Annotated in this window: 27 protein-coding genes, 1 tRNA gene and 1 other RNA gene; 12 read left to right on the top strand and 17 right to left on the bottom strand. The window is 70.5% G+C overall.

Going from position 1 to position 25,588, the window contains the following annotated elements; genetic code table 11:
* Positions 1–109 precede the first annotated feature (109 nt).
* A tRNA-Lys gene (locus HW566_RS15830) sits at positions 110–182 on the bottom strand.
* A gap of 95 nt (positions 183–277) precedes the next feature.
* On the opposite strand from HW566_RS15830, the gene HW566_RS15825 reads away from it, so the two are divergent.
* From HW566_RS15825 to HW566_RS15810, 4 genes are all read left to right on the top strand, one after another.
* Positions 278–1,123, top strand: coding sequence for an inositol monophosphatase family protein (locus HW566_RS15825; protein WP_256728778.1), 846 nt, complete (start codon positions 278–280; stop codon positions 1,121–1,123).
* Positions 1,120–1,683, top strand: a complete 564-nt coding sequence (locus HW566_RS15820) for a hypothetical protein (protein ID WP_178014488.1) — start codon at positions 1,120–1,122, stop codon at positions 1,681–1,683. The genes HW566_RS15825 and HW566_RS15820 overlap by 4 nt, the downstream gene beginning before the upstream one ends.
* A 1-nt stretch (position 1,684) precedes the next feature.
* A complete protein-coding gene (locus HW566_RS15815; protein WP_178014487.1) occupies positions 1,685–2,059 on the top strand; it encodes a nuclear transport factor 2 family protein in 375 nt (124 codons plus the stop codon).
* A 61-nt stretch (positions 2,060–2,120) separates the two neighbouring features.
* On the top strand, positions 2,121–2,279 hold the full coding sequence (locus HW566_RS15810; RefSeq protein WP_176786791.1) for a hypothetical protein: 159 nt from the start codon (positions 2,121–2,123) through the stop codon (positions 2,277–2,279).
* A gap of 586 nt (positions 2,280–2,865) precedes the next feature.
* Here the strand turns inward: HW566_RS15810 and ssrA are convergent.
* Positions 2,866–3,235: a transfer-messenger RNA gene (ssrA, locus tag HW566_RS15805) on the bottom strand.
* A gap of 148 nt (positions 3,236–3,383) precedes the next feature.
* Here ssrA and HW566_RS15800 point away from each other — a divergent pair.
* Positions 3,384–4,046 (top strand): SIMPL domain-containing protein, encoded by a 663-nt coding sequence (locus HW566_RS15800; protein WP_178014485.1) that lies wholly within the window; start codon positions 3,384–3,386, stop codon positions 4,044–4,046.
* Positions 4,047–4,124: 78 nt separating this feature from the next.
* Here the strand turns inward: HW566_RS15800 and smpB are convergent, their stop codons facing one another.
* The 4 genes from smpB to prfB all read right to left on the bottom strand — a co-directional run bounded on the left by smpB (position 4,125) and on the right by prfB (position 7,784).
* Positions 4,125–4,601 carry an SsrA-binding protein SmpB gene (gene smpB / locus HW566_RS15795; RefSeq protein WP_178014483.1) on the bottom strand — a complete coding sequence of 159 codons (477 nt, stop codon included), beginning with the start codon at positions 4,599–4,601 and terminating at the stop codon, positions 4,125–4,127.
* 100 nt (positions 4,602–4,701) lie between these two features.
* Positions 4,702–5,616 (bottom strand): permease-like cell division protein FtsX, encoded by a 915-nt coding sequence (gene ftsX, locus HW566_RS15790; protein WP_178014481.1) that lies wholly within the window; start codon positions 5,614–5,616, stop codon positions 4,702–4,704.
* Complete coding sequence (gene ftsE, locus HW566_RS15785; protein ID WP_178014479.1) at positions 5,613–6,590, bottom strand: cell division ATP-binding protein FtsE; 978 nt, start codon at positions 6,588–6,590, stop codon at positions 5,613–5,615. The genes ftsX and ftsE overlap by 4 nt, the downstream gene beginning before the upstream one ends.
* A gap of 81 nt (positions 6,591–6,671) precedes the next feature.
* Complete coding sequence (prfB, locus tag HW566_RS15780) at positions 6,672–7,784, bottom strand: peptide chain release factor 2 (RefSeq protein WP_178014477.1); 1,113 nt, start codon at positions 7,782–7,784, stop codon at positions 6,672–6,674.
* Positions 7,785–7,809: 25 nt separating this feature from the next.
* Between prfB and HW566_RS15775 the strand changes: the two genes are divergently transcribed.
* The 6 genes from HW566_RS15775 (at position 7,810) to opgC (ending at position 15,306) form a co-directional block, all read left to right on the top strand.
* Positions 7,810–9,117, top strand: a complete 1,308-nt coding sequence (locus HW566_RS15775) for an MFS transporter (RefSeq protein ID WP_178015034.1) — start codon at positions 7,810–7,812, stop codon at positions 9,115–9,117.
* 10 nt (positions 9,118–9,127) lie between these two features.
* Entirely contained in the window at positions 9,128–9,943 is an 816-nt protein-coding gene (locus tag HW566_RS15770; protein ID WP_178014475.1) for an endo alpha-1,4 polygalactosaminidase, read from the top strand.
* Positions 9,944–10,035: 92 nt separating this feature from the next.
* Positions 10,036–12,042, top strand: coding sequence for a glycosyltransferase family 2 protein (locus tag HW566_RS15765; RefSeq protein WP_178014473.1), 2,007 nt, complete (start codon positions 10,036–10,038; stop codon positions 12,040–12,042).
* Positions 12,043–12,045: 3 nt separating this feature from the next.
* Positions 12,046–12,381 (top strand): STAS domain-containing protein, encoded by a 336-nt coding sequence (locus tag HW566_RS15760; RefSeq protein ID WP_178014471.1) that lies wholly within the window; start codon positions 12,046–12,048, stop codon positions 12,379–12,381.
* A complete protein-coding gene (locus HW566_RS15755; protein WP_178014469.1) occupies positions 12,374–12,793 on the top strand; it encodes an ATP-binding protein in 420 nt (139 codons plus the stop codon). The genes HW566_RS15760 and HW566_RS15755 overlap by 8 nt, the downstream gene beginning before the upstream one ends.
* Before the next feature lie 17 nt (positions 12,794–12,810).
* Positions 12,811–15,306: an OpgC domain-containing protein gene (gene opgC / locus HW566_RS15750; RefSeq protein WP_256728775.1), complete on the top strand. Its 2,496-nt coding sequence runs from the start codon at positions 12,811–12,813 to the stop codon at positions 15,304–15,306.
* Positions 15,307–15,335: 29 nt separating this feature from the next.
* Here the strand turns inward: opgC and HW566_RS15745 are convergent, their stop codons facing one another.
* On the bottom strand, positions 15,336–16,478 hold the full coding sequence (locus tag HW566_RS15745; RefSeq protein WP_178014467.1) for a GAF domain-containing protein: 1,143 nt from the start codon (positions 16,476–16,478) through the stop codon (positions 15,336–15,338).
* 155 nt (positions 16,479–16,633) lie between these two features.
* On the opposite strand from HW566_RS15745, the gene HW566_RS15740 reads away from it, so the two are divergent.
* Complete coding sequence (locus HW566_RS15740; protein WP_256728774.1) at positions 16,634–17,092, top strand: GNAT family N-acetyltransferase; 459 nt, start codon at positions 16,634–16,636, stop codon at positions 17,090–17,092.
* 81 nt (positions 17,093–17,173) lie between these two features.
* On the opposite strand, the gene HW566_RS15735 is transcribed toward HW566_RS15740, so the two are convergent.
* The 10 genes from HW566_RS15735 to HW566_RS15690 form a co-directional block, all read right to left on the bottom strand.
* Entirely contained in the window at positions 17,174–17,581 is a 408-nt protein-coding gene (locus tag HW566_RS15735) for a pilus assembly protein TadG-related protein (protein ID WP_372955805.1), read from the bottom strand.
* A gap of 32 nt (positions 17,582–17,613) precedes the next feature.
* A complete protein-coding gene (locus HW566_RS15730) occupies positions 17,614–18,084 on the bottom strand; it encodes a TadE family protein (protein WP_256728772.1) in 471 nt (156 codons plus the stop codon).
* A complete protein-coding gene (locus HW566_RS15725; RefSeq protein ID WP_256728770.1) occupies positions 18,050–18,445 on the bottom strand; it encodes a TadE/TadG family type IV pilus assembly protein in 396 nt (131 codons plus the stop codon). The genes HW566_RS15730 and HW566_RS15725 overlap by 35 nt, the downstream gene beginning before the upstream one ends.
* 1 nt (position 18,446) lies before the next feature.
* Complete coding sequence (locus HW566_RS15720; protein ID WP_178014465.1) at positions 18,447–18,635, bottom strand: hypothetical protein; 189 nt, start codon at positions 18,633–18,635, stop codon at positions 18,447–18,449.
* 12 nt (positions 18,636–18,647) lie between these two features.
* Positions 18,648–19,565, bottom strand: a complete 918-nt coding sequence (locus HW566_RS15715; RefSeq protein ID WP_178014463.1) for a type II secretion system F family protein — start codon at positions 19,563–19,565, stop codon at positions 18,648–18,650.
* A complete protein-coding gene (locus HW566_RS15710; protein WP_178014461.1) occupies positions 19,562–20,428 on the bottom strand; it encodes a type II secretion system F family protein in 867 nt (288 codons plus the stop codon). Before HW566_RS15710 ends, HW566_RS15715 begins: the two co-directional genes overlap by 4 nt.
* Positions 20,425–21,651, bottom strand: coding sequence for a CpaF family protein (locus HW566_RS15705; protein ID WP_372955783.1), 1,227 nt, complete (start codon positions 21,649–21,651; stop codon positions 20,425–20,427). The genes HW566_RS15710 and HW566_RS15705 overlap by 4 nt, the downstream gene beginning before the upstream one ends.
* Before the next feature lie 107 nt (positions 21,652–21,758).
* On the bottom strand, positions 21,759–22,937 hold the full coding sequence (locus HW566_RS15700) for a M20 metallopeptidase family protein (protein WP_218621636.1): 1,179 nt from the start codon (positions 22,935–22,937) through the stop codon (positions 21,759–21,761).
* A gap of 7 nt (positions 22,938–22,944) precedes the next feature.
* Positions 22,945–23,718 carry an ABC transporter ATP-binding protein gene (locus HW566_RS15695; RefSeq protein WP_178014457.1) on the bottom strand — a complete coding sequence of 258 codons (774 nt, stop codon included), beginning with the start codon at positions 23,716–23,718 and terminating at the stop codon, positions 22,945–22,947.
* Positions 23,715–25,583, bottom strand: a complete 1,869-nt coding sequence (locus HW566_RS15690; RefSeq protein ID WP_178014455.1) for a dipeptide/oligopeptide/nickel ABC transporter permease/ATP-binding protein — start codon at positions 25,581–25,583, stop codon at positions 23,715–23,717. The genes HW566_RS15695 and HW566_RS15690 overlap by 4 nt, the downstream gene beginning before the upstream one ends.
* Between the last annotated feature and the right edge of the window lie 5 nt (positions 25,584–25,588).

Genomic DNA, 25,588 nt, shown 5'->3' with positions numbered 1-25,588 from the left:
GGTGGGCCCTGCGCACGGCATGCTGGCGGCGCGCGGCGTCTCGCAGATCGTGGGCCGACAACACACGAAGGCCCCGGAACTGGCGAGAGTTCCGGGGCCTTCGTGCTTGTGCACCCCCTCGGACTCGAACCGAGAACCCACTGATTAAGAGTCAGTTGCTCTGCCGATTGAGCTAGAGGTGCAGGCTGTTCGCAGTGAAGCGAACCGAGGAGAAACGTTACCACCTCATACGGTCATCTCGCCAATCGAGGCCCCGCCCGCGTCGTATCCTTGAGCAGTGACCCCCACCACACCCGATCCGCAGGCGCCGATCGATGACGACCTGTCCGGCGATCTCACTCTCGCCCTTCGGTTGGCCGACGCTGCGGACGCCGTGAGCATGGCGCGCTTCGACGCGGCCGACCTCGACGTCCGACTCAAGGCCGACGCATCGCACGTCACCGAGGCGGATCTGGCCACCGAGCGGGCCATTCGAGATCTGCTCGCGGCCGAGCGCCCCGGGGACGGCGTGCTCGGTGAGGAGTACGGGGTCACCGGGGACACCCGCCGCCAGTGGATCATCGATCCGATCGATGGCACCGCCAACTACCTCAAAGGCATCCCGATGTGGACGACGCTGATCGCGCTGGCGATCGACGGCGTGCCTCGTGTCGGAGTCGCGAGCCAGCCGGCCATCGGTCGGCGCTGGTGGGCGGCGACCGGACACGGCGCATGGACCAACGAGCCCGGCGAGACCACCCCCCGCCGCATCTCGGTGTCGACGGTCGATGACATCTCGCGGTCGAGCATCAGCTTCCAGAGCATCCGACAGTGGGACGAGGTGGGCCGCGCCGACCAGCTTCTCGCGCTGTCTCGCCGCGTGTGGCGCGATCGCGGATACGGCGACGCCTGGCCCTACATGCTGCTCGCCGAGGGGCGGCTCGAGTTCGTCGCCGAGTTCGGGGTGAAGGAGTACGACATCGCCGCGCACGTTCCGATCATCACCGAAGCGGGCGGTCGCTTCACGGACATCGACGGCGACCCCGACATCTCGTCGCGCTCGGCCCTGGCCACCAACGGCCGGCTCCACGAGACGTACCTCGAGTTCCTCGCGGCGCCCGAGCACGCAGGGGGCGACGCATGAGCCGGCGTCGCAGCGCGGTCGCATTCGCCGTCGCATCGGCAGCGGTCCTCGCGCTGGTGACCGGCTGCTCCTCCCCCGCACCCGCGGCCACCGCACCGCCCGCCGAAGCTGCTCCCTCGTCGCCCGTCGCGACTCCCCAGGAAACGGCATCCGAGCCTGCCCTGCCCGACCCCACGTGCGAGAACATCATCCGCGAGGCCAGCTTCGCTGAGCTCGAGGCGCAGGGATGGGAGTACGAGCAGGAGCCCTTCCTGATCGCCGACGACGAGATCGAAGGCGGCGTCTCATGCGTCTGGACGAACGCCGCCGAGCCCGGCGGCAACATCCTGCAATTCGGATGGGCGCCGCTGACGGCCGCCGAGACGACGGATGCGCAGAGCGCGCTCGAGGCGCAGGGATGGATCAGGGAAGAAGCCGCCGACGGCGTCTATCTCACCGAGGATCCGGCCTTCGCCCTCAACATCGACGCGGACGGTTACGGCATGACCTACTTCTTCGGTGAGGGCTACGTGCAGGTCGCCGACGTGAAGCAAGGCCTCGTCATCATCGAGCGGCGCTGACATGAACGAGATCACCGAAGGCCTCGCGGCGCGCATCCGAGGGGCCGAGAAAGACCTGCTCACCACAGCGGTTCGCCAGGACGCGCGGCGCCTACGCGAACTCCTCCACCCCGACCTCGTCGAGATCGGGCGCTCCGGCCGGCTGTGGACCCGCACCGATCTGCTCGTGGACCTCGTCGAGGAACCGCCGCGCGAGACGCCGGACACCGACGAATGGAACGTGCACAGGCTCGACACGAACACCGTTCTCGTGACCTACCGGGTGACCTCGGGCCCCCGCGTCAGTCGCCATGCATCCATCTGGGACATCTCCGCCGACGCCCCGACGCTGCGCTTCCACCAGGGCACGGACCTCTCCGACGGCACGCGCCCCTAGAGGTCCGCGCGGCCGAGGTCAAGCACGTGCGGCCACGTCGCGCGGCGGCGACAATCGAGGCATGCCTGCTCTTGCCATCATCCTCATCATCATCGGCATCGCGCTGCTGTTCACCGGCATCTTCGTCGAAGCAGTGAAGTTCCTGCTCTTCGTCGGTATCGCGCTGATCATCATCGCGGTCATCGCCTGGCTCATGCGCTCCATCCGCAACAAGACCTGAGCCGCAACGAGAGAAGCCCCCGCACCTCATCCGAGGTCGGGGGCTTCTGCATGCCCGGGCGGGAAGCAGGGCGGGACTCGCCCGGGCTCACGCCCGGTTTCCTGTTGCGCACTCGGGTACGATTGCCTCGTCGTTCCGGCCCCAGACCCCGCCCGGTACGTTCTGCCATGTGTTGGAAACCGCGGATCCAGCAAGGCTTGATCACCGTTCGGCCCAGCCCTGCACCTACGTGACAGCTCCGAGCCGGTCGCCTTTCTCGAGGGGCACCGTCCCGTACCGATCGGATGCAGGGCTGGGTCTCCGGAACGGGCCTCGACCGCCGTCGACCGTGCGCCGTCATGCGCTGGCTCCCTCGGGAGACCACGCGGCACCACGGCGATCTGCGGGCGCGCTCGAGTGGACCATCGGCTGGTCGTCGAGCGTCGGACGGCCGGGTCGCCCGGGCGGGGTCTCGAGCCTCTCGCGCCCCGCACGACGCTCCCCAGAGGCGACGAGGCCCCCGACGCGACGAGGCCCCCGACGCGACGAGGCCCCCGATCCCACTGCTTGCCAGGGGATCGGGGGCCTCGTCGTGCAACAGCGGCAATGGTGGAGATGGGGGGAATCGAACCCCCGTCCATCGCTGAGATACGGCGTCTTCTCCGGGCGCAGTCTGTAGAGGCGTTCTGCTCGGCCCCGACTTTCAGTACAGACACATAAGTCGACGGGCCCAGTCCGGAAAGAGTCCCGCGTGACGTCCGAACGCCGTCACGCAGCAAGATCCCTAGATGACGCCAGGATCCGTGGCGGGATCACACACGGTCTGACGGACTATCGGGCTCGCTTATGCAGCGAGGGCGAAGTCAGTGCGCTTGGTTTCGGCACTTATAGTTTTGCAGAGATCGTTAACGAGATAACCCTGCATCCTCGGCCCGCTTCTCGCCGACACACAGGCGATGTCGAAACCGATCATCCCCATGAGCCTTCGCGTGAAGGGCCGCTGTCGCACTGTTGAATTGCCACCGGATGCCGAAGCATCCGAGCTCTCGATCTTACAACCGTTCCACCTCCTGCGCCATTCCCGCAGCTCATCCTTCGGCGCCAGCCGCCGCATAGAGTCGGACCATGGCCGATATCCTCATCTCCGTCCGCGGCGAGGCCGAGCGTCGCGTCTCACCCGAACTCGCCGCGATCCACGTCACGGCGGCCACCGACGGCCCCGAACGCGCCGACGTCGTCTCACGCGCCACCGCGGCGGCAGCGCCATTGCGCGAGCGCCTCGAGCTGCTCTCGGACGACGGTGCCGTCACCACATGGTCGAGCGGATCGATCTCGATCTGGTCCGACCGCCCCTGGAATGCCGACGGTCGGCAACTCGCACCCGTCCACCACGCCGCGATCGAGCTCACAGCCGTCTTCAGCGACATCGCGGGCCTGTCCGAATGGGCCGACACCCTCGCCGGTGACGAGGCCGTGCGGGTGTCGCAGGTCGAATGGCTGCTCGCATCCGCAACACGCGCCGCCGTCGAGCGCGAGGTCGCGGCGACGGCCCTCGACGTCGCCGTCGGTCGCGCGACGGCTTACGCGGCGGCACTCGGCCGAACGTCGGTGGAGCCCGTCGAGATCGCCGATGTCGGCTTGCTCGGCGGCAGCGACCCCCAGCCGCCGCAGCCGTCCTTCGCCCGCGCCGCGATGCTGTCCGCCGACAGCGGCGCGGCCGGCTTCGAGCTGCGTCCGTCGGACATCGTCGTCACCGCTGCCGTCGAGGGCCGCTTCGTGGCGCGCTGACGGCACACGACCGTCCGTGTGGCCGGCGGATCGTCGGACCGCCGGCCGCACACCAGCAGCACGAGACGTGCGCGACGGCTACTCGCCGAGCCGATTCCGGCTGCGCATCGCGCGCTCGGCCTCGCGCTTGTCCTCGCGCTCGCGGAGGGTCTGCCGCTTCTCGAACTCGCGCTTGCCCTTCGCCACCGCGATCTCGACCTTCGCCCGGCCGTCGGAGAAGTACAGTCGCAGCGGCACGAGCGTGTAGCCGCCGGCGCTGACCGCGTGCGAGAGCTTGATGATCTCCTCCTTGTGGAGGAGCAGCTTGCGAGTCCGCTTGGTCGCGTGGTTGGTCCAGTGACCCTGCGAGTACTCCGGAATATGGACGGCATCGAGGAAGGCCTGACCGTTGTCGATGTACGCGTATCCGTCGGTCAGGTTCGCACGCCCCTGGCGCAACGACTTCACCTCGGTCCCGGTGAGGACGAGTCCCGCCTCGTACGTCTTCTCGATCGCGTAGTCGTGGCGGGCGCGCTTGTTGCTCGCGACGAGCTTCTCACCCTGTTCCTTCGGCATGGCGCGCCTCCTCCCTCTGGTGCGTGAGCGCAGCCCTTCAGTCTAGAGGCTCTCAACCCCGGCCCGCGACTCCGCGGCACGACGTGTCAGGCGCCGAGCCTCACGTACGCAGCCAGCGGCGGATCGCGAAGCCGGCCGACACCGCCGCCAGCACGACACCGATCACGATCACCGCAGGCACCACGACAGCGACGTCCGGCCATCCCACCCAGCTCGTCACGAAGTCGATCTGCGACGAGAGGTACTGCCCCACACCCACCTGCACGAGAACGATGATCGCACCGCTGGCCAGCGCGGATCCGATGAGTGCGGCGAACACGCCCTCGAGGATGAACGGCGTCTGGATGAACCGGTTCGATGCACCGACGAGCCGCATGATGCCGAGCTCGCGCCGCCGCGCGTACGCCGACAGGCGGATCGTCGTCGCGATCAACAGCACCGCGGCGATCAGCATGAGCGCGGCGATGCCGATGGCGACGTACGTCGCGACCGTCAGCGCGGAGAACAACGGGTCGAGGTACTGCATCTGGTTCGCGACCTCCTCGACCCCGGCGAAGTCGCGGAATGCCTCACTGATCACGTCGCTCTGCGACGGGTCGACGAGGGTGATCCAGTACGTGTTGTTGAGCTGATCGGGGCTGACGAACTCCGAATAGTCGTCTCCCATGAGCGCCAACACGTTGTCGTACGCCTCTTGACTGCTCTCGAAACGCACGTCGCTGACCACGCCCTGCAGCGCGGGAGACTCCAGGCGTTCGGACACCGCGCCCAGCTGCTCCTCCGTGGCTGCGCCGTCGGCGCAGTTCTGCACCGTGGCGTCGTCGCGGCACATGTAGACCGCCACCTGCGCGCGCTCGACCCAGTAGTCCTGGGTCTTGCCGATCTGCATCTGCATGAGCATCGCGGCACCGACGAACGTCAGCGAGACGAAGGTGACGAGCACGACGGAGATCACCATCGACGCGTTGCGGCGAAGTCCCGTGAGGGCTTCGCCGAGGATCAGACCGACTCTCATGACGTGGGACCCACTTCGTCGGGGCGGTCGTCGCCGTGGCCCAGACCGAGCTTCTTCGCGACGTCGGGCAGTCCGAGGCCCGCCAGGTCGATGTCGGGGGCGACGATCGGGATGGCGCGGGTCTCACTCGGCGCCACGTGCGGCTCAGGGGCCGCTGGTGCCGGCTCGCCGGGGACGTGCGCCGCCGGCGGGGTCTCCGCGATCTCGCGTTGCAGCTCGAGAACCGCTGTGAGCGCCGCGACGGCCGCCGCGCCACGCACCGGCTCGGGCGCGAGGCTCGGCAGCGCCGAGGTGTCGCCGTAGCCGCCGCCCACCTCATCGCGCACCATCGCTCCCCCGCTGAGCTCGATCACCCGACGCTGCATCTGATCGACGAAGCCCGCCTCGTGAGTGGCCATGACCACCGTCGTGCCGTTGGCATTGATCCGGGCGAGCAGCTGCATAATGTCGACGGACGTCGCGGGATCGAGGTTTCCGGTCGGCTCGTCCGCGAGCAGGACCTGCGGCCGGTTCACGATCGCGCGGGCGATAGCGACCCGCTGCTGCTCGCCGCCCGAGAGCTCGTGCGGCAGCCGCTTCTCCTTGCCCGCCAGACCGACGAGGGCGAGGGCCTCGGGAACGGCCTGCGAGATGAAGGCACGCGACGATCCGATGACCTGCAGCGTGAACGCCACGTTCTGGAAGACGGTCTTGTTCGGCAGCAGCCGGAAGTCCTGGAAGACGGCGCCGATGTGGCGTCGGAAGTAGGGCACCTTGCGCGTCGAGAGGCCGCGCAGGTCTCGCCCCAGCACGACGACCCGCCCCTCCGACGCGACATCCTCCCGGAGGATCATCCGCAGACACGACGATTTGCCCGAGCCCGAGGCACCGACGAGGAAGACGAACTCGCCGCGCTGGATCTCGAAGTCGACATCGCTGAGCGCGGGCTTCGAGGTGCCGCGATACCGCTTGCTGACGTGTTCGAACCGGATCATGACTCGACGAGCCTAAGCGTCGCCCCCGCGGAAGCGGTCCGCGACACTCGCGCGCCGAGGCATCCGCGCCTCAGCACTCGATCAGTCGTCGTCGTCCTTGCGCTTGCGCCAGCGGATGCCTGCGGCGATGAAGCCGTCGAGGTCGCCGTCGAAGACCGTCGAGGGGTTGCCGACCTCGTGGCCGGTGCGCAGGTCCTTCACCAGCTGCTGGCCGTAGAGGAAATACGAGCGCATCTGATCGCCCCAGCTCGCGGTGATGGTTCCCGCGAGCTCCTTCTTCTTCGCCGCCTCCTCCTCGCGCTGCAGCAGCATGAGGCGGGTCTGCAGCACGCGCATGGCGGCGGCGCGGTTCTGGATCTGCGACTTCTCGTTCTGCATCGACACGACGATGCCCGTCGGGATGTGCGTGATGCGCACGGCGGAGTCGGTGGTGTTGACCGATTGTCCGCCGGGGCCCGACGAGCGGAACACGTCGACGCGGATGTCGTTCTCGGGCACGTCGACCTCGACGGCCTCCTCCATGACGGGGATGACCTCGACCGCTGCGAAGCTGGTCTGCCGCTTGTCGGCCGAGCCGAACGGGCTGATGCGCGCGAGGCGGTGAGTGCCGGCCTCCACCGAGAGCGTGCCGTAGGCGTAAGGCGCGTCGATCTGGAAGGTCGCCGACTTGATGCCCGCCCCCTCGGCGTAGGAGGTGTCCATGACCTTCACGGGGTACTTGTGGCGCTCGGCCCACCGCAGGTACATGCGAAGCAGCATGTCGGCGAAATCGGTGGCGTCGTCGCCTCCCGCGCCGGAGCGGATCGTGACGACGGCGGAGCGCTCGTCGTACTCGCCGTCGAGCAGCGTCTGCACCTCGAGCTGGCCGATGACGTCCTCGAGCTGGGCGAGCTCCTTGCGGGCCTCGTCGGCGGATTCCTCATCGTCCATCTCGAGGGCGAGCTCGACGAGGACGTCGAGATCGTCGAGACGGCGTCCGACCTCGGTGACGCGTTTGAGCTCGGCCTGACGGTGGCTGAGGGCGCTGGTGACCTTCTGCGCCTTCTCGACGTCGTCCCAGAGGTCGGGCGCACCGGCCTCCTCGGACAGCCGCGCGATCTCGGCCTGGAGCGCCTCGACGTCGACCACCGCCTGGATGTCGTCGAACGTGGAGCGGAGGGCCTGGATGTCGGCGGAGATATCGAATTCGAGCATGGCACTCCACAGTAACGTGGAAGCGATGCGAGCCAGCGACGACAGCGAGCCGATCCGGCGAGTTCTTTGGCGCCTCGCGCCGATGATCTACGGTCCGACCACCTTGTTCGGGCTCGGTGAAGGCGCCGTGATCCCGCTGATCCCGGTGATCGCGGCCGAGCTGGGTGCCGGTGTCGCCACCTCCGCCCTGGTCGCGGCGGCGCTGGTCGTGGGGCAGCTCTGCGGCAATCTGCCCGCCGGCTGGGCGGTCGCCCGCATCGGTGAGCGCGCGACGATGATCATCGCCGGCGCGCTCGCGCTCGTCGGGGTGGGGGCGATGGCGGTCGCGCCGGTTCTCGGCGTGTTCGCGGCATCCGTCTTCGTCATCGGCCTGTGCGCGGCGGCCTTCGGGGTGGCCCGGCATGCGTTCATGACCACGCGGGTCCCGCTGACCTTCCGCGCACGGGCGCTGTCGCTGCTGGGCGGGAGCTTCCGCCTCGGCATGTTCGTCGGCCCGTTCATCGCCGCCGCGCTGCTGTGGGTCTTCGGCGACGAGCACGCCACGATCTGGTTCTTCGGGGTGTGTCTGGTCGCGATGATCGCGCTCGTCGCCTTCGGTCCCGAGCCCGAGGAGCGGCTGGGTCCGCCGCCCGCCTTCGCCCGGAACGCGGAAGGCGACGCGGTCACCGCTGCCACGGTCCGCTCTCGGCGGGAGCCGGGAACCGGCGTGGTGCGCACGGCGTGGCGCAACCGCGATGTGCTCGCGCGCCTGGGCGTGGCTGCGGCATCCCTCTCGGCGCTGCGGTCGACGCGCCAGGTCCTGCTGCCGTTGTGGGGCGTCGCGATCGGACTGGACGGCTCGACCATCGCGCTCGTGGTGGGCGTCTCGGGCGCGATCGACTTCGCGCTCTTCTATGCCAGCGGGCAGGTGATGGACCGCTTCGGCCGTCTGTGGGCGGCCCTCCCGGCCATGGTGCTCATGGGCTCGGGACTGATCGCGCTCGCGCTGACGGCCGCGAGCCCCGAGCCCGAGCTGTGGTTCGCCCTGTTCGCCGCCGTGCTCGGCGTCGGGAACGGTCTGTCGAGCGGGATCCTGCTCACCCTCGGAGCCGACGTCGCGCCGACGTCCAACCCGGCTCCGTTCCTCGGTTCGTGGCGAACGCTCACCGATGCGGGCGGCGCGGCGGCCCCCCTGCTCGTCTCGGCGATCACCGCGGTCGCCTCGCTTCCCGTGGCCGCGGCCGTCATGGGAGCCTTCGGGCTCGTGGGTGCGCTCGGGTTCATCCGATGGGTGCCCCGCTTCGTCCCCCGTGCCCGGACCGGCCCGAAGCCGGGACCGGATGCCGCCGTCTAGCCTGCTGGTCATGCGCAGAACGACCGCAGCCGCCGCCGCTTCCGTCGTGATGCTCCTCGTCGCTGGGTGCTCCGCCGCGGGCGATCCACGCGTGGACACGGCGGACGTGGCGCTTCCGCCGGCGGGCGGCGCACCGGACTACCAGCTCGGCGGCGCCTACGAGCCGGACGACGCGGTGGCGATCGTGGGCCGCGACCGCACGGCCGCACCCGCTGCCGGCCGCTACTCGATCTGCTACGTCAACGGCTTCCAGACGCAGCCCGGGGAACGGGAGCTGTGGGACCCCGACCTGCTCGTCAGCATCGACGGCGAGCCGCTCATCGACCCCGAGTGGCCCGACGAAGTGCTCGTCGACACCTCCACACAGGCGCGGCGCGACCGCATCCTCGATCTGGTCGCACCCTGGATCCGTGGGTGCGCGGACGACGGCTTCGACGCCGTCGAATTCGACAACCTCGACTCGTTCACGCGGTCTCAGGGCCGTCTCGACCTCGATGGCAATCTCGCCCTGGCCACCGCCTACGTCGAGACCGCGCACGCCGCCGGGCTCGCCGCGGGGCAGAAGAACGCCGCCGAATACGCACCGCTTCTGCACGACGAGGCGGGCTTCGACTTCGCCGTCGTCGAGGAATGCGCCGCCTACGCGGAGTGCGGGGAATACACCAGGGTCTACGGCGACGCCGTCATCGACATCGAGTACACCGACAACCTGCCACGAGGATGGGGCGAGGTCTGCGCGGACTCGGCGACGCCGGCGTCCGTCGTGCTTCGCGATCGGGATCTCTCAGTCGAAGGCGACGCTGAGCACGTCGAGATGCACTGCTGAGGCGAATAATGGGGTGAGGCGATCGAGTCGCGCAACCCGTTACCGGGGTTCGCGCTCCCCCTGGGAGGGTCGCCGGAGACGGAGGGAGACGGATGGTCTTCGAGACGACGCTGCCCCGCGCGGGGACTCGGCGCGAAGCCGCGCGTCAGACGAGGAAGTCCGCGCGGCGCCTCGCCCTCATCCGACTCGTCGTGCTGCTCGCCGCCATCTCCGGGCTGAACTACATCGTCTGGCGCTGGCTCGCCTCGGTGAACTGGGAGGCGTGGTGGATCGCGGTCCCCCTCGTGCTCGCCGAGACCTACAGCCTGATCGACTCGCTGATCTTCGCCGTCGGTGCGTGGCGGCTGCGCGAGCGGCACGATGCTCCCCCGCTGACCCGTGAGGTGACGGTCGACGTGCTCGTCACCACCTACAACGAGCCGCTGGACCTGGTGATGCGCACCGCGCGGGCCGCGCAGGCGATCCGCTACCCGCACGAGACATGGATCCTCGACGACGGAGACCGTCCCGAGCTGCGCCGGCTCGCCGAGGCGGAGGGTATCGGCGTCGTGACGCGGTCACAGGCCTGGCGGGACCGCCCCCGTCATGCGAAGGCCGGGAACATCAACAACGCCCTCATGGTCACCGAGGGCGAGTTCCTGCTCATCCTCGACGCCGACCAGGTGCCGGCGCCGCACATTCTGGATCGCACGCTGGGCTGGTTCATGGACGACGGCGTCGCCCTCGTGCAGACCCCGCAGTGGTTCGTCAACGTACCGCCGAGCGACCCGCTCGGCAGCCAGGCGCCTCTTTTCTACGGGCCCATCCAGCAGTCGAAGGACGGCTGGAACGCCGCGTTCTTCTGCGGCTCCAATGCCCTGCTGCGCCGTGAGGCGCTCATGCAGCTGGGGGTCTCGCGCTACGTCGACGAGGTGACGCTCGCCGTCAACCGCGGTGTCCGGTCGTCGCGTCGCGTGCTCGCGCGCGCCCGACGCGACCACGGCGCCGACCCGCGCATCGCTGCGGCGCTCGACACCGTCGGCGATGCGCTGGACCAGGTGAAGGTCGAGATCGCGCGCGGCGACGCGCTCGCCGACGTCACCTTCGCCTTCCAGGTGCGGATCGACCGGGTGCGCCGCGAGCTGAGCGACCAGGACGTGTCGGGGCTGCAGGACGAGCTGCGCGCGCTGGCGGAGCTCACCGCCGATACGGAGGCGCTCGCGGTGATCGACGAGGTGACGCTGGATGCGCTCGGCGACCGCAGCCTCTCGCCTCTCGCCGCGCTCGAGTCCATCAGCATGCTGGTCGCCGCCTTCGACGTCGGACGCGACGAGGAGGCGCAGGCCATCATGCCGCTGGCCACCATCTCCGTCACCGAGGACATGGCGACCTCGATGCGTCTGCACGGCCTGGGGTGGAAGTCGGTCTACCACGACGAGGTGCTCGCCCAGGGGCTGGCTCCCGAGGACCTCCCGACGATGCTGACGCAGCGGCTGCGGTGGGCGCAGGGAACAATGCAGGTCATGTTCCGTGAGAACCCGCTCGTGCAACGTGGACTCAGCTGGGGTCAGCGGATCATGTACTTCGGCACGATGTGGAGCTACCTGGCGGGCTTCGCCGGGCTCGTCTACATCGCGGCGCCCGTCCTCTATCTCTCGTTCGGGGTCATGCCGGTGCAGGCGTGGAGCGTGGACTTCTTCGCGCGGTTCATCCCGTTCTTCCTCCTCAACCAGCTCCTCTTCCTCGTCGTGGCGAACGGCCGACCCACCTGGCGTGGCGCGCAGTATTCTCTCGCGCTCTTCCCCGTCTGGATCCAGTCCGTCACGACGGCGTTCACCAACGTCTACCGGGGCCGCGCCCTCGGGTTCTCGGTGACGCCCAAGACGCGTGCCGCGGAGGGCCGCCCACGCTGGGACCTCGTCAAGCCGCAGCTGATCGCAATGGGCGCGCTCGTGCTGTCTCTCGTCGCTGTCGCGATCCGGTACGCCGTCGGCCAGGCCGAGGGAGTCGCTCCGCTCGTGAACATCGTCTGGGTGATCTACGACCTGATGGTCTTCAGCATCATCCTCCGTGCCGTGCTCTACACCCCGCCGCCTCATCTGGAACTGAAGGAGACCTGACCCATGCTGGACCTCGATATCGACGTACGCGAGAACGGCCGCGTCGTACGCCCGCACGGACGGCTGACCATGGTGTCGGCACGGCCGTTCCGGGAGCGGGTGACGGAGGAGATCGCCGCCGCGAGCGGCGCTCCGGTCGTCGTCGACCTCTCGGACGTCGCCTTCATCGACTCCTCCGGTCTGGGCGCGCTCGTCGCGTGCCTCAAGACGGCACGTCAGGGCGGCGGCGATCTGCGCCTGGCCGCCCCGAGCGAGCAGGTGACGATGGTGCTCGGCCTGACGAACCTCGACCGCGTCCTGCGTCCGCGGGCGAGCGTGCAGGAGGCCCTCGATGGCTGAGATGGTCACGCGTTCGCTCGTCGCAGCAGTGTCGCTCGAGAGCGTCGAGGCCGTGTACGACCTGCTCGGATCGTGGTGGGACGAGCTCGGCGACGTCGCACCACGGACGCGTTTCGCCTTCGAGACGGCCGTCGTCGAGATCGCGGGCAACATCGTCGAGCATTCCGTCGCGGCGCAGGGCGCGGACGGCCGCCACTTCACACTCGCGCTGCAGGGCGACGCCCGCCTCCTGCGCGCGACGTTCCAGGACGATGCTCAGCCCGCTGAACTCGATCTCAGCGCCGTGACGATGGCCGATGCCGACTCCGAGGACGGCCGCGGGCTCGCCCTCGCCCTCGCGAGCGTCGACACCCTCGAGTATCGCTACGAGAACGGACGGAACATCTGGAGTCTCGAGTGCCGGCGCGAATAGGGCGACGCCTCGGCGGAGTGCTCACGGCCCTCGCTCTCGCCGCGGCAGGTGCGGTGCTCGTCGCGCCCGCGGCGGTCGCAGGGACGACGGTGACCGAGATGGCGCCCGGCGCGGCTCCGGACGGCGAGGCGCTCCAGGACGGCCTGTGGTTCGGGCCCGAGCTCGACTGGGGCGCGGACGGACCGGACGGATACGCCGAGCGCCTGGGCGAGACGCCCGCCACCTACGCCATCCGACTGTCGTATCCCCTCGACGACCGCTCGCGTCAGGACTGGTCGCGGGCGGCGACGGCGGCCTCGGCCCGCGGGGCGGTGCTGGTGCTCAGCATGGAACCCCGCGTGCCGCTCGCCGATCTCACGCCCGACGACGCGGCCGCCTTCAACGACACGCTCGAGCAGGTCCAGAGCGACTACGACACCCATCACCTGGTGCGTTTCGCGCCGGAGATGAACGGTTCCTGGACGACGTGGGGCCAGCAGCCCCGGGAGTTCGTGCGGGCATTCGAGTCCGTCGCCGAAACCGTGCACGAGGGCGGGTCGGGCGCGGAGATGGTGTGGGCACCGTCGTACGGCGCGGGCTACCCCTTTGAGCGGGCGGACGGACGCCTCGAGGACCTCACGGCCGCCGACCTGCGTGCACTCGACACCGACGGCGACGGTCTGCTCACGGAGTCGGACGATCCATACGGCCCGTACTTCCCCGACCCCGATGCCGTGGACAGGGTCGGTCTGACGATGTTCTCCTTCGGCAAGGGAGAGGCCGGCGCCGCAGCCGGCCGCGATGTGCCTCTCGAGACCAACAGCGCGCCCGACGACGGCGAGGTCGCCGCGCGCCTCGACGAGAGCTGGGGCTACACCGTTCCGCAGTCGGCGACGTTCTACGACCGCTTCGTGCTCGGTGAGGATCGCGACCTGCTGCTCGACACGGGTGCGCTGTACGACTTCACGCTCACCGGCGACGACGAGCTGACGGTCAAGCAGGGGTGGTGGCGGCAGGTGTTCGCGGCGTTGCCGAGTCACCCCCGCATCACCGCCATCACCTGGCTCGAGACCGTCCGCGAAGAGGCGGAGGCCGGCTCGCAGGAGGTCGACTGGCGCGCCACCGACTCCGACGAGCTCGCGAGCGCTCTCCGCGACGACCTGAACGCGCTCGGCGACGTGCAGTGGGGCCCCGTCACCGAGGTGATCACCGCGGGGCAGGGCGTCGCCAGCACCGTTCAGGTGCGGCAGGGCAACGACGAGATGAACTGGATCACGGGGACCGCGGCGGTCCTCGCCGTCGCGTTCGTGATCTCGGGGCTCGTCGGGCGGATGTTGCCGTCGTGGCGGTATCCCGACGACTCCGCGACCCGCGATCTCCGCATCGACATGGTCCGCGGGTTCGTCATCATCGTCGTCGTCGTCACGCACATCGAGGTACTGAGCCCCTACTCGCTCGCCTCCCTCAACGTGATCGGGGCGATCACGGGGGCCGAGCTGTTCGTGCTCCTCAGCGGCATCGTGCTGGGGATGGTCTTCCCCGCGGCGATCAGGCGCGGCGGGGAATGGGCGGCGGCGTTGGCGGCGTGGGCGCGCGCCCGCAAGCAGTACCTCGTGGCGCTCGCGGTCATCCTGCTCATCTTCGCCGTGAGCTTCGTTCCCTTCATCGACGCCTCGGCGATCATGACCTTCACCGACCGCGGCACCGGCGCGGACGGGACCACCACCACCGGTCGCGTCTACGACCTGTATCCCAACGCCGACCGCCTGCTCGATTACCCGCCGCCGTGGTACGCGGTGCGCCAGCTGCTGCTGCTCGAGATGGGCCCGTGGCCGTTCAACATCATGGGGCTGTTCGTGGTGCTGAGCCTCGCGTACCCCGCCCTCATGTGGCTCATCCGCCGTCGCCTGTGGTGGGTCGTCCTTGTGGGCAGCTGGGGACTCTACGCGGTGCACATCGTCCGTCCGGACTTCGCCCCGCTGCCCTCGCAGTTCAACGCGGTGTTCCCGCTGCTGGCGTGGCAGGTGCTGTTCACACACGGCCTCGTCATCGGGTACTACCGCCGCCAGATCATCCGCGCGCTCACCTCGACGCCCGGGAAGATCCTCGTCGGAGCGTTCGTGGTGGGCTACGCCGGGTTCCTGGTCTACCTCTGGGCCGGCGACAGCTTCGGATTCGTCCCGACGCCGTTCCCGGCCGACCTCTACGGGATGCTGTACGACTCGGGCTACCCCCGGATCGACCTGCACTGGGGACGGTTGATCGACCTGCTCCTCGTCCTGGCGAGCAGTTACGCCGTACTCACGGTGGCCTGGAAGCCGATCAACGCGGTCATGGGCTGGCTGTGGATCCCCCTCGGTCAGGCCAGCCTGTACGTCTTCATCGTCCACGTGTTCTTCGTGCTGGCCGTGGCGAACATCCCCGGCCTCGACCGGCAGAGCCTCTGGCAGGGGACGCTCGTCCACACCGCCGTGATCGCCGCCATCTTCCGGATGGTGAAGCGACGGTTCCTCTTCTCGGTCATCCCGCGATGAGCATCAGCGCACCGAGATGACCACCGCCGTCACGTCGTCGTCGACGACGTGCTCGGACACCCGGATCGACAGTTCGTCGAAGAACGCGTCGGGCTCGGAGGCCCGGCGCAGGTTCTCGCCGATGAGCCGGAGGCTGTCGAGCGTGGAGTCGTAGGCGTCGAGTGCGCCATCGGAGACGGAGATGATGAGGTCGCCGTGTGGGACGGTCGTCTCCCCCGCCAGTCCGCGTCGGCAGGACGCAGACCCAACGGCAGGTTCCGCGAGCTCAGCCGCTGACTGGAGCCGTCGGCGCGGAGGAGCAGGGTGAGGCCGTGGCCGGCGTCGACATACGACACCCGGCCGCTCCGCGTGTCGATGTCGGCGTGGAAGAGGGTCGCGAACGTCTCGCGGTATCGCGCGTCGTGACGGGCGTGATCCTCGACCGAGAGCAGCGCATCGACCGGCGCGAGATGCGAGCGCTGCTGAAGCGCGCCGATCAGCTCCTCCGCGAAGCCGCCCGCCTCCTCGCCCTTGCCCATGACGTCGGCGAGGGTGACGACGATCCGGTCGCCGAGCTGCTGCCAGCTGCTCCGGTCACCGCTCACGCGCCCGTGCGGGATCGCGAGCGAGGCAAGCCGCACCTCGCCGGCGGTAAGACGGTCGGCCCGCGCGACCGGTGACGCGCCGTCATCCGGCGCGGTGGCGGCTGTCACCAGGGCGGGGTCGTCAAGACGCATCTCGGCCTGGGCCCACAGCCCGAAGCGCTCGAACGCGTCTCGATCGGATTCGCTGAGCTCCCGCGGCGACGTGTCGAGCAGACACAGGGTGCCGACGGTCTCGCCCGCGTCGGTGTGGATGGGGAACCCGGCGTAGAAGCGGATGCCGTGCTCCGCCACGATCGCCCGGTCGGCGAAGCGCGGGTCGGCGCGTCCGTCGGGCACCTCGAGCACGGCGGGACGCTTGACCGCCTCCCCGCAGAAGGAGTCCTCGATCGGGGTATGGCGGAAGTGCGATTCGGGCGGCTGGGACTTCGTGAAGACCGTCTCGGAGTTGACGACGTTCACGACCGCGAAGTCGACGTCGAACATCTCCCGCGCGAGGCGGGTGATGCGATCGGATCGCTCCTCGGGCGCACTGTCCATCAGGCCGAGGCGTGCGACCGCGTCGTCGTCCGTATCGAGTTGCTGGGTCATGAGTGGGCTCCCCCTCCACGCATCGCCGGCCCACTGAGCCTATCCAGAGGAATTCCGGAACGAAAGGAGGTCGCGCGATCACCGTCGCACCGTGGACTTCCCCGCGCGCCCACCGGCGGCGGGACCCGACCGCGCGGCGATGCGAGGATGGACGGGTGATCACGTTCCGTCCGGCCGAGGCAACGGATGCAGAGGCGATGGCCGAGGTGCAGAACGCGATCCATCGCGCCGGGCTTCGCGCGACGGCCGTCGATGCCGGCGTGATGAGGGAGCGCTACCTGGACTCCAAGGGCGAAGTCGCATGCACTGTGGCGGTCCGTGACGGCGAGGTCGTCGGATTCCAGTCGCTGAAGCGGGCGTGGCCCGGCAACCCCTACGACGTGACGATCGGGTGGGGCATCATCGGCACGCATATCCGCCCGGACGCGGGCCGGAGCGGGATCGGCCGCCGGATCTTCGTGATCACGCTGGCCGCCGCGAAGGACGCGGGTCTCCGCCACATCGACGCGACCATCGGTGCCGACAACGCGGCCGGCCTGGCCTACTACGCGGCCCTGGGATTCATCCCGTACCGCGAGGGCGACGGCGCGATCCCGCACCGCCTCGACCTCTGAGCGACGCCCCCCGGGACGCGCGCGACGATGTCGCGGGCACCGAGCGGTCGTCCGGATTCCCCCGGCGTCGTCCTCGGCCGCTCAGCGCAGCACGGTGCGGCTCGTCGCCGTCGCCACGATGCGCACCCCGTCGGGCACGAACGGCGATGACACCGGCGGATGCCAGGTCACGGCGACCGTGACGCGCGCCGAGACGCCGTCGGACGTCTCGGTCGCCATCAGCTCGGCGCCCGAGACAGCGTCGACCACCTGTCGGGCGAGCCCGGTCGCCGCCGCTTCGTCGAGGCGAGCGGATGCCGCGCCGTCGGACACGACGACCTCGAAACCGTCCGAGGCGGCGAGCGCAGCGGCATCCGCCACGGTATCGGCACGTCGGTGCGCGAGGTACAGGCTCATGGCGTCGACCGTGACGAGCACCAGGATCAGCGCGAGCGCGGCGTAGCCGAGGGCGAGAGGAAGGATGCTGCCCTCGTCGTCGCCTCGGGAGATCATCCGGCGCAGGGCGTGACGAGGACGGATGGTCACGACGTGCCCCACACACGCGACATGCGCTGCACCGCGGTCGCCGCGACCGGCACGCGCGCGACCCGGTCGAGGCCGAGGACCGGCGGGACGAACGGGAGGGCGACCTCGACGTCGGCGGTCACGATGATGACATCGCCCGCGCGTGGACATGCTCCCGTCCCGGGACAGACGATCTCGAGCGCGACGTCCACCGGATCCATGCTGTACTCGGCAGCGACGGCCTCGGTGATGACCTCCGCCCGCTCCCCGGCGGTTGCGGGCCCCGGCGACACCGCCACCGCGCGAGCGACGTGGCGAGCGGTCGCCTGCACACCGAGGGCGTGGGCCTGGACGACGCCGAGAGCCACCACGAGGTAGACGACGGGGACGAGGAGCACCATCCCCGCGACCACGAACTCGAGGGAGGCCGAGCCCGCGTCCGCAGCCGGCGATTCATCCCGCCGCATCGAGCGCGTCGAGCGGCGCATGAGCGGTCACCTCCCATGCCCCGGGTACGCCCCAGAGGCCGACGAGCGGCACGGTGATCCGCACCGACACCTCGACCGCGGGATAGCCGCGGTCCGAGCTCCGACGTGATCCGGCGGCCTGAACGAGCTCGGAACCGACGGTGCGCGCGATGATGTCCCGCGCCCGCGCCGCGCCCTCGTCGTCGGTGACATCGGCGAGCGCCGCGTGGTAGGCGCCTTCGAGCGCAGCGTCGTGAGCGAGTCCGCGCACGTAGACGGCGAGACCCAGCTGGATCACACCGAGCGTCAGCACCGTGAGCAGCGCGCCCACCATCACGAACTCCGCGGGACCCGATCCCCGCTCGTCCGCGCCGAGCCGCACGTCAGAGCCCCGACACGCGCGCGATCGCCTGCTCGAACAGTCCCGACAGCGCCGGGCCGGCGACCGCCCAGATGACCACGACGAGCCCCGCGGTCATCAGGGTGACGAGCACCCAGCCGGGAACGTCGCCGCGCTCGTCGTCGCGGAGCGTGCGCCCCGCCGACCGCCGGGTCGCGTTCGTCTCATCCATCTTCTTCTCCTCTCATAGGCCCAGGCGCAGCATCACGATGCCCGGGAAAACAGCGAACAGCACCGACAGCGGCAGCACCAGGAACACCAGCGGCAGCAGCATGAGGATCTCCTTCCGACCCGCCTGCTCGATCAGGCCGCGCCTGGCGTCGTCCCGCGCATCTGTCGCCTGCGACTGGAGCACGTGCGCCAGCGGTGCCCCGCGGTCGATCGCGGCGATCAGATGATCCACGGCGCGCGTGACGCTCGGCACATCGACGGTGCGCGCCATCTCGGTGAGCGCCTGCGCGAGGGAGGACCCGGTGCGCACGGCGAGCACGGCCGTCCGCACGTGGTCGGTGAGGTCGCCCGCGCCCATGTCGCCGACCCGCCGGAGCGCGTCCGTCAGCGACTCGCCTGCGGCGAGGCACAGCGCGAGGAACTCCAGCACGAGTGGCACATCCTCGCGCATGCGTCGCGAACGGCGCCGCACCGCCGAGGCCAGGACGAGCCGGACGATCATCGGCGCGCACAGGGCGCTCACCACCGGCAGCACCGCGGTCGCCGGAGCCGGTCGACCGAGGAGCACCACGGCGACCGCACCGAGTCCACCCGACAGCAGTCCCACCAGCCCAGCCGCCAACTGACGCGCACGGAAGCCAACGACCGACACCGACCAGCCGGCCCGTTCGAGGTCGCGCCGCGTCGCGTCGGGGTCACCCAGCCGCCCGATCACCTCGTCACGCCGCCGGCGCCACGCTCGTGCTCCGGGGGCGACCGGGTGCAGCGGCGTGAGACCGCGCGGGTCGGCGATGTCACGGAGGTACGGTGCGATCCGCCGGCTCAGCGTCGGGGCCGACCATCGCGGCACCCGGGTGGCTGCAAGCAGCAGACCGGTCGCCAGCGACCCGCCGAGGAGGACCGCGGTGGCGGCATCCGTGAGATCGATCATCGCGCCCACCGCCGCGGCTCGGGCAGCCTGCCGATCCGCAGCAGGATGCGGTGCGCGACGACCGACACCCCTGCCCCGACGAGGATGAGCACCCCGCCCTCGGCGCTCGCGTACGCCCGGGCGGCCTCGGGTCGCAACGCGAGAAGCGTCAGGATGACCCAGGGCGCGACGAGACCGAGGACCGCCGCGCCTCGGATCCATGACTGCCGCGCCTCGACCTCCGCGCGCAGCGCCGCGTCGGCGCGGACGGAGCTCGACAGCGCGTTCAGGACCGGGACGAGCTCGGTGCCGCCCACCTGGCGGGCCATCCGGAGCGATTCGATGATGCGATCCGCGACCGGGTCCGACAGCGCCGCCTGCAGGCGCACCGCGCTCGAGTCGAAGTGCCCCGACGCCGCGATGTCGCGAGCGAAGGCGGCGAACGCCCCGCGCAACGGCGGTGGGCCGCTCTCGGCGAGGGAGGCTACGGCGTCGGGCAGCGGCATCCCCGCCCGTACCGACGCGACGAGCAGATCGCAGACGTCGGGCCACAGTGCGCGCCGGGCACGGCGCAGTCGCCGCGCCCGGGACCGGAGCCAGGCGGTGGGGGCGGCGGCGCCGGCGACCGCCGCGACGAGGCCCACGGCCGGCAGCGAGGTGAGCAGCCAGGTGAGGGATGCCGCGAGCGCCGCCGCGCCCGCGCTGATGACGAACAGCCGCCCGGCCGGGGCGTGCGCGAAGCCGGCGGCCTGGAGGGCACGCGTCGGCCATCCCCTCGGCGCACGCGGGTCGGGGTGCACACGGCGGGCCCCTGCTGGCCAGAGCCATGGCGCCGCGACCAGCAGGAGGCCCGCGGCGAGCACCGCACCCCAGACGAGCGTCATCCCCGGCCCCGGTACAGCGGCCGCGTCACGATCGCTCCATCGAGGACCGCACCCGTCGGCGACAGGATCTCGGCGACCCTGCGTGTGCCGTCGGCCATCCGCTCGCAGTGCACGACGAGGTCGACGGCCGCGGCGAGGGCGTCCTGCACGAAGCCGACGTCGATGTTGCGCCCCGCAAGCAGCGGCAGCGCCGCGAGCTTGCGCAGCGCGTCGGCAGCCGAGTTGGCATGGACGGTCGCGGCGCCGGGCACGCCGGTGTTCAGCGCGAGGAGCAGGTCGAGAGCCTCCGCATCGCGCACCTCGCCGATGACCAGCCGGTCGGGTCGCATGCGCAGAGCCTCCTTCACGAGCCGCCGCAGCGTGACCTCGCCCGTCCCCTCGAGGCTCGCCTGCCGCGCCTGAAGGGCGACGACGTCGGGCAGCTCGACGGCCAGCTCGAAGGTCTCCTCGACGGTGACGACGCGCTGTTCGGGTGGGCTCGCCGCCACGAGGGCGCCCAGCAGCGTGGTCTTGCCCGCGTGCGTCGCCCCGGAGACCACCACGGTACGGCCGTGCGCGATCGCGGTGCGCAGCATCGAGGCCGCCTCGGCACTGACCGAACCGATCGAGACCAGGTCGTCCAGCGTGCGATAGGTGCGGAGGAACTTCCGCACGTTCACCGACCAGTGCCGCGTGATGTCGGGGATCGCGACGTGGAGTCGCGACCCGTCCGGCAGCGATGCATCCGCGAACGGCTGGCTCAGGTCGACGCGACGACCGCTCGCGTGCAGCATCCGCTCGACGAGGTCCCGCACCTGCCCCGCGGTGAGGCTCAGAGCGACGCGCTCGCTGCGACCACCACGCGCGACGAAGATGCGGTCGGGAGCGTTGATCCAGAGCTCCTCGACGCTCGGGTCGTCCAGGAGCGCCTGCAGCGGACCGTACCCCGACAGCGATGCCATCACCTCCCGTACCATCGCGGGTTCGTCATCGACCGGAACGAGCCCGCGCGCGAACGCGAAGTCGTTGTGACGACGGACCTCGGCGGCGGCGATCCGCTCGGCGGCCGCCGGATCGGCGCCCGGGTCGACGCCCTCGGCACGCAGACGGTCCCGCGATCGCGCCACGATCCCGTCGCGGACGGACCCGGTCTGGGGCGACGACGGCTCGGGCACGGGTGCCGAGGACGGCGGCCGCGGCGCCCGGGACGAGGACGGGGACGGGGACGGGGAGGACGTGCTCACACGCAGCATCCTGGATGCCTCCCCGCGCGCCGCGCCGCGGTTATCCACAGCGGGGCGGCGACGACGGCGTCAGCGAGCGGCCACGGTCGCTGCGGGCGGCCTCCGCTTCACCGGATCAGACGCCGCCACGCGAGCTCGGCGAGGACGACGGCGTGCGTGTCGAGGCGGCCGTCGTCGAACACCGCACCGGCGGAGTGCATGCCCGCCGCCGCGTCGGCGGGGGTCGCGACGGGGCGCACGCCGAGGAAGACGAGCGTGCCGGGCACCTCTTCGAGGACGTAGGCGAAGTCCTCCGAGGCCATCGAGGGCTGCGGCAACCGCACCACGTTGTCGGCGCCGTAGATCTCGTCCAGAATGCCGAGCACGACCGCGGTCTCGGCGGGATCGTTCACCGTGACGGGGTACGAGTCCACGAACCGAACATCGACTCGGCAGCCGTGCGCCTCGCCGATCGCCGTCACGAGGCGCGGGAGCTCGGTGCGGATCAGCTGCAGCGTCTGCGGTGAGAGCGTGCGCACGTTGGCCTCGAGCTCGACGGTCGCCGAGAGCACGTTGGGGGCCGCCGAGTCGGAGGCGATCCGTGTGACCGACACGATCGCGGGATCGCTCACGGGCACCCGACGCGCGACGAAGGACTGCACGGCGAGCACGATCTCGGCCGCGACGGGCATCGGGTCGATCGCGTGCGCGGGCCAGGCCGCGTGGCCGCCGCTCCCCCGCACCGTCACGCGGAGCCCGCTCGCGCTCGCCATGATGGGCCCCGGCCGGGTGACCGCGGTCCCGCCCTCCGTCGTGCAGTCGACGTGCACGGCGTACGCCGCGACGGGCCGCTCGCCCGCGGCATCCAGCACCCCCTCGTCGAGCATGATGCGACCGCCCGCGTATCCCTCCTCGCCGGGCTGGAACATGAAGACGACGGTTCCCGGCAGCTCGGCGCGCCGCGCCGCGAGCAGGCGCGCGGCGCCGACCAGACCCGCCATGTGCAGGTCGTGCCCGCAGGCGTGCATCGCGTCGGCCGCGGCGAACGGCAGCCCGGTGCTCTCGATGACCGGGAGGGCGTCCATGTCGGCACGCAGCAGCACGACGGGGCCCGGTCGACCGCCGCGGAGCACCGCCGTGACCGAGGTCAGGGTTGCGCCCGTCGTGATCTCGAGATCGAGCCCGGCCAGCGCTTCGACGATGAGCCGCTGCGTGCGCGGCAGGTCCAGGCCCACCTCGGCCTCGGCGTGGAGCACTCGTCGCAGTGAGACGAGGGACGGCAGCAGTGCCGCCGGAGCGGTGATCACAGGACGCTCATTCGCCGAACTCCATGCGTCGCCCCAGGACCGGCACGGCCTCGAGCAGCTCGCGCGTGTAGGCGGCGGTCGGGTTCGCCAGGAGCGACTCGGTGGGGCCCGCCTCGACGACACGCCCGCCGCGCATGACGCAGATCTCGTCGCTGATGTACCGGACGACCGCGAGGTTGTGCGAGATGAAGAGGATCGACAGCTCGAGCCGCTGCTGCAGATCGCGCAACAGGTTCAGGATCGAACCCTGCACCGATACGTCCAGCGCCGAGGTCACCTCGTCGGCGATGAGGATGCCGGGGTCGCTCGCGAGCGCACGGGCGATCGTGATCCGCTGGCGCTGACCGCCCGAGAAGGCACGGGGAAGCTCGCCGGCCCGCGCGGGGTCGAGCTCGACCTGACGCAGCAGCTCCGCCACGCGATCCCGGCGCTCGGCGCGGGTGAACGACCGGGGGCTGGCGATGAGCCCCTCGGCGATGGAGTCGCCCACCGGCATCCGCGGGTCGAGCGCCGAGAACGGATCCTGGAAGACGAGCTGCAGGCGTCGCCGAGCCTGGCGCGACGCCGCACCGCGCCCGAGGACGCTCGTGCCGTGCACGCGGATCTCGCCGGAGTGCACCGGAGCCAGACCGACGGCTGCGTTCGCCACGGTCGACTTTCCCGAGCCCGACTCCCCGACGAGTCCGAGCGTGCGTCCGGCGGGCACCTCGAACGAGACCCCCGAGACCACTTCACGGTGTCCGTACCTCACGACCAGGTCCTCGATCCGCAGCGCGCTCATCGGCCGACCTCCACGTGCGTCCACCCGGACCGGGCCGTCTCTTCCGGCTCTGACCGGTCGCCGTCGCCGTCGCCGTCGTGCGGATATCGCTCGCCGATCACGGGCAGGGGCTGCGTGCGATCCGTCCTCATGTCCGGCAGGCATGCGATGAGACCCTTCGTGTAGGGGTCCTGCGCATGGTCGCGGATCCGTGCTGCGGGCAGTTCCTCGACGATCGTCCCGTCCTTCATGACGACGATGCGGTCGCAGAATCCCGACACGAGCGCGATGTCGTGCGAGATGAACACGATGCCGGCTCCCGTGGCCCGCTGCGCCGAGCGCAGAACGGCGAGCACCTGACGCTGCACCGTCACATCGAGCGCTGTCGTCGGCTCGTCGGCGATGATCAGCCGTGGCGATCCGGTGAGCGCCATGCCGATCATCGCGCGCTGTCGCATGCCCCCGGAGAACTGGTGCGGATAGTCGTGCAGGCGGCCGTCCGCGTCGGGGATGCCGACGGCGTCGAGACCATCGACAGCACGCCGCCGCGCCGCCGCGCGGCTCATGCCGAGATGGTGGCGTGGAACCTCGGTGAGCTGACGTCCGATCGTCAGGGCGGGGTTCAGCGACGTCAGCGGGTCTTGGAAGACAACACCGATCTCGACGCCCAGCCGCCGCCGCTCGGCGGGGCCGAGCTTGCCGTCCAGATCGATGCCGTCGAAGCGGCGCACGTCGGAGTCGATCATGGCCGGCCGCTCGAGAAGGCCCGCGAGCGCCATCGCCGTGAGCGATTTGCCGGACCCGGACTCTCCCACGATGCCGACGATCTCGCCCGGGCGGACGCTCAGGCTCACACCGTGCACGCGTTCGACGACACCGCCGTCGCCGTCCGGGAACGAGATGTGCAGGTTCCGGACCTCCGCCAGGTTGCCGGCGGGCTCGTGGACGGGCGGGACCGCCGCCGCCGGACGACGACCGAGGGCCGCGGCACGGGTCGCCTCCGCCAGCGCGCGGAGGCCCTGGCCCGGCTGCTCGCCGATCGTCTCGGCGATCATCGTGAACACCAGTGCCGCGAAGACGACCGCGAGGCCGGGGCCGATGGCGGCCATCGGGTTGGTGTAGAGGTGAGCGAGCCCCTCGTCGAGCAGACGACCCCAGTCGTACTCGGGTGGCTGCACACCGAGACCGAGGAACGACAGCCCCGCGAACGAGAGGAGCGTCGTGCTCGCGGCGGCCGCCGACTGCACCAGCAGCGGGTTGGCGATGTTGGGCAGGACGTGCTTGACCATGATGCCGACGGGACCGACGCCGATCACGCGTGCGGCACGCACGTAGTCCTGGTCGGTCACCGATGAGGCCATGTTGTACACCAGCCGGGTGATGCTCGGGATGCCCGCCAGTCCGATCGCGAGCATGGCGCCGACGGCGGAGACGTTCCAGATGACGGAGAAGAAGAGGACGAGCAGCAGCCAAGGAAAGGCCAGCAGGATGTCCATCACCCAGATCAGTGCGCGGCGCGGGTGGCGCGGGAGGATGGCGGCGGTGAGACCGATGACCAGCCCGCCGCCGATGAGGATCGCCGTGGCCCCCGCGGTCAGCAGCAGCGACAGACGGGCGGCGACCATGACGCGGGCGAAGATGTCCCGCCCGATGTCGTCGGTGCCGAAGAGGTGCTCGGGCCCCGCGGTCGCCCACCGATCCGCGATGTTGCGCGCGGTGGCCGCCTCCGACCATACGTCCGGGCCGATGATCGCGATGACCAGCAGAGCCGCGACGCCGACGATCGCGACGACGCCCGTCGTGCTCGCCCATCGCGAACGGCGTCGGCGTCGTGGCGGTGCGGCGAGGGCGCTCGCGTCGATTCTTCCGGGAACGGTGTTCGTCATGATCG

Source organism: Microbacterium oleivorans, assembly GCF_013389665.1.
Taxonomy (GTDB): Bacteria; Actinomycetota; Actinomycetes; order Actinomycetales; family Microbacteriaceae; genus Microbacterium; species Microbacterium oleivorans_C.
Note: the sequence above shows the minus strand (reverse complement) of the source record. Positions and strands in the feature narration are given on the sequence as shown.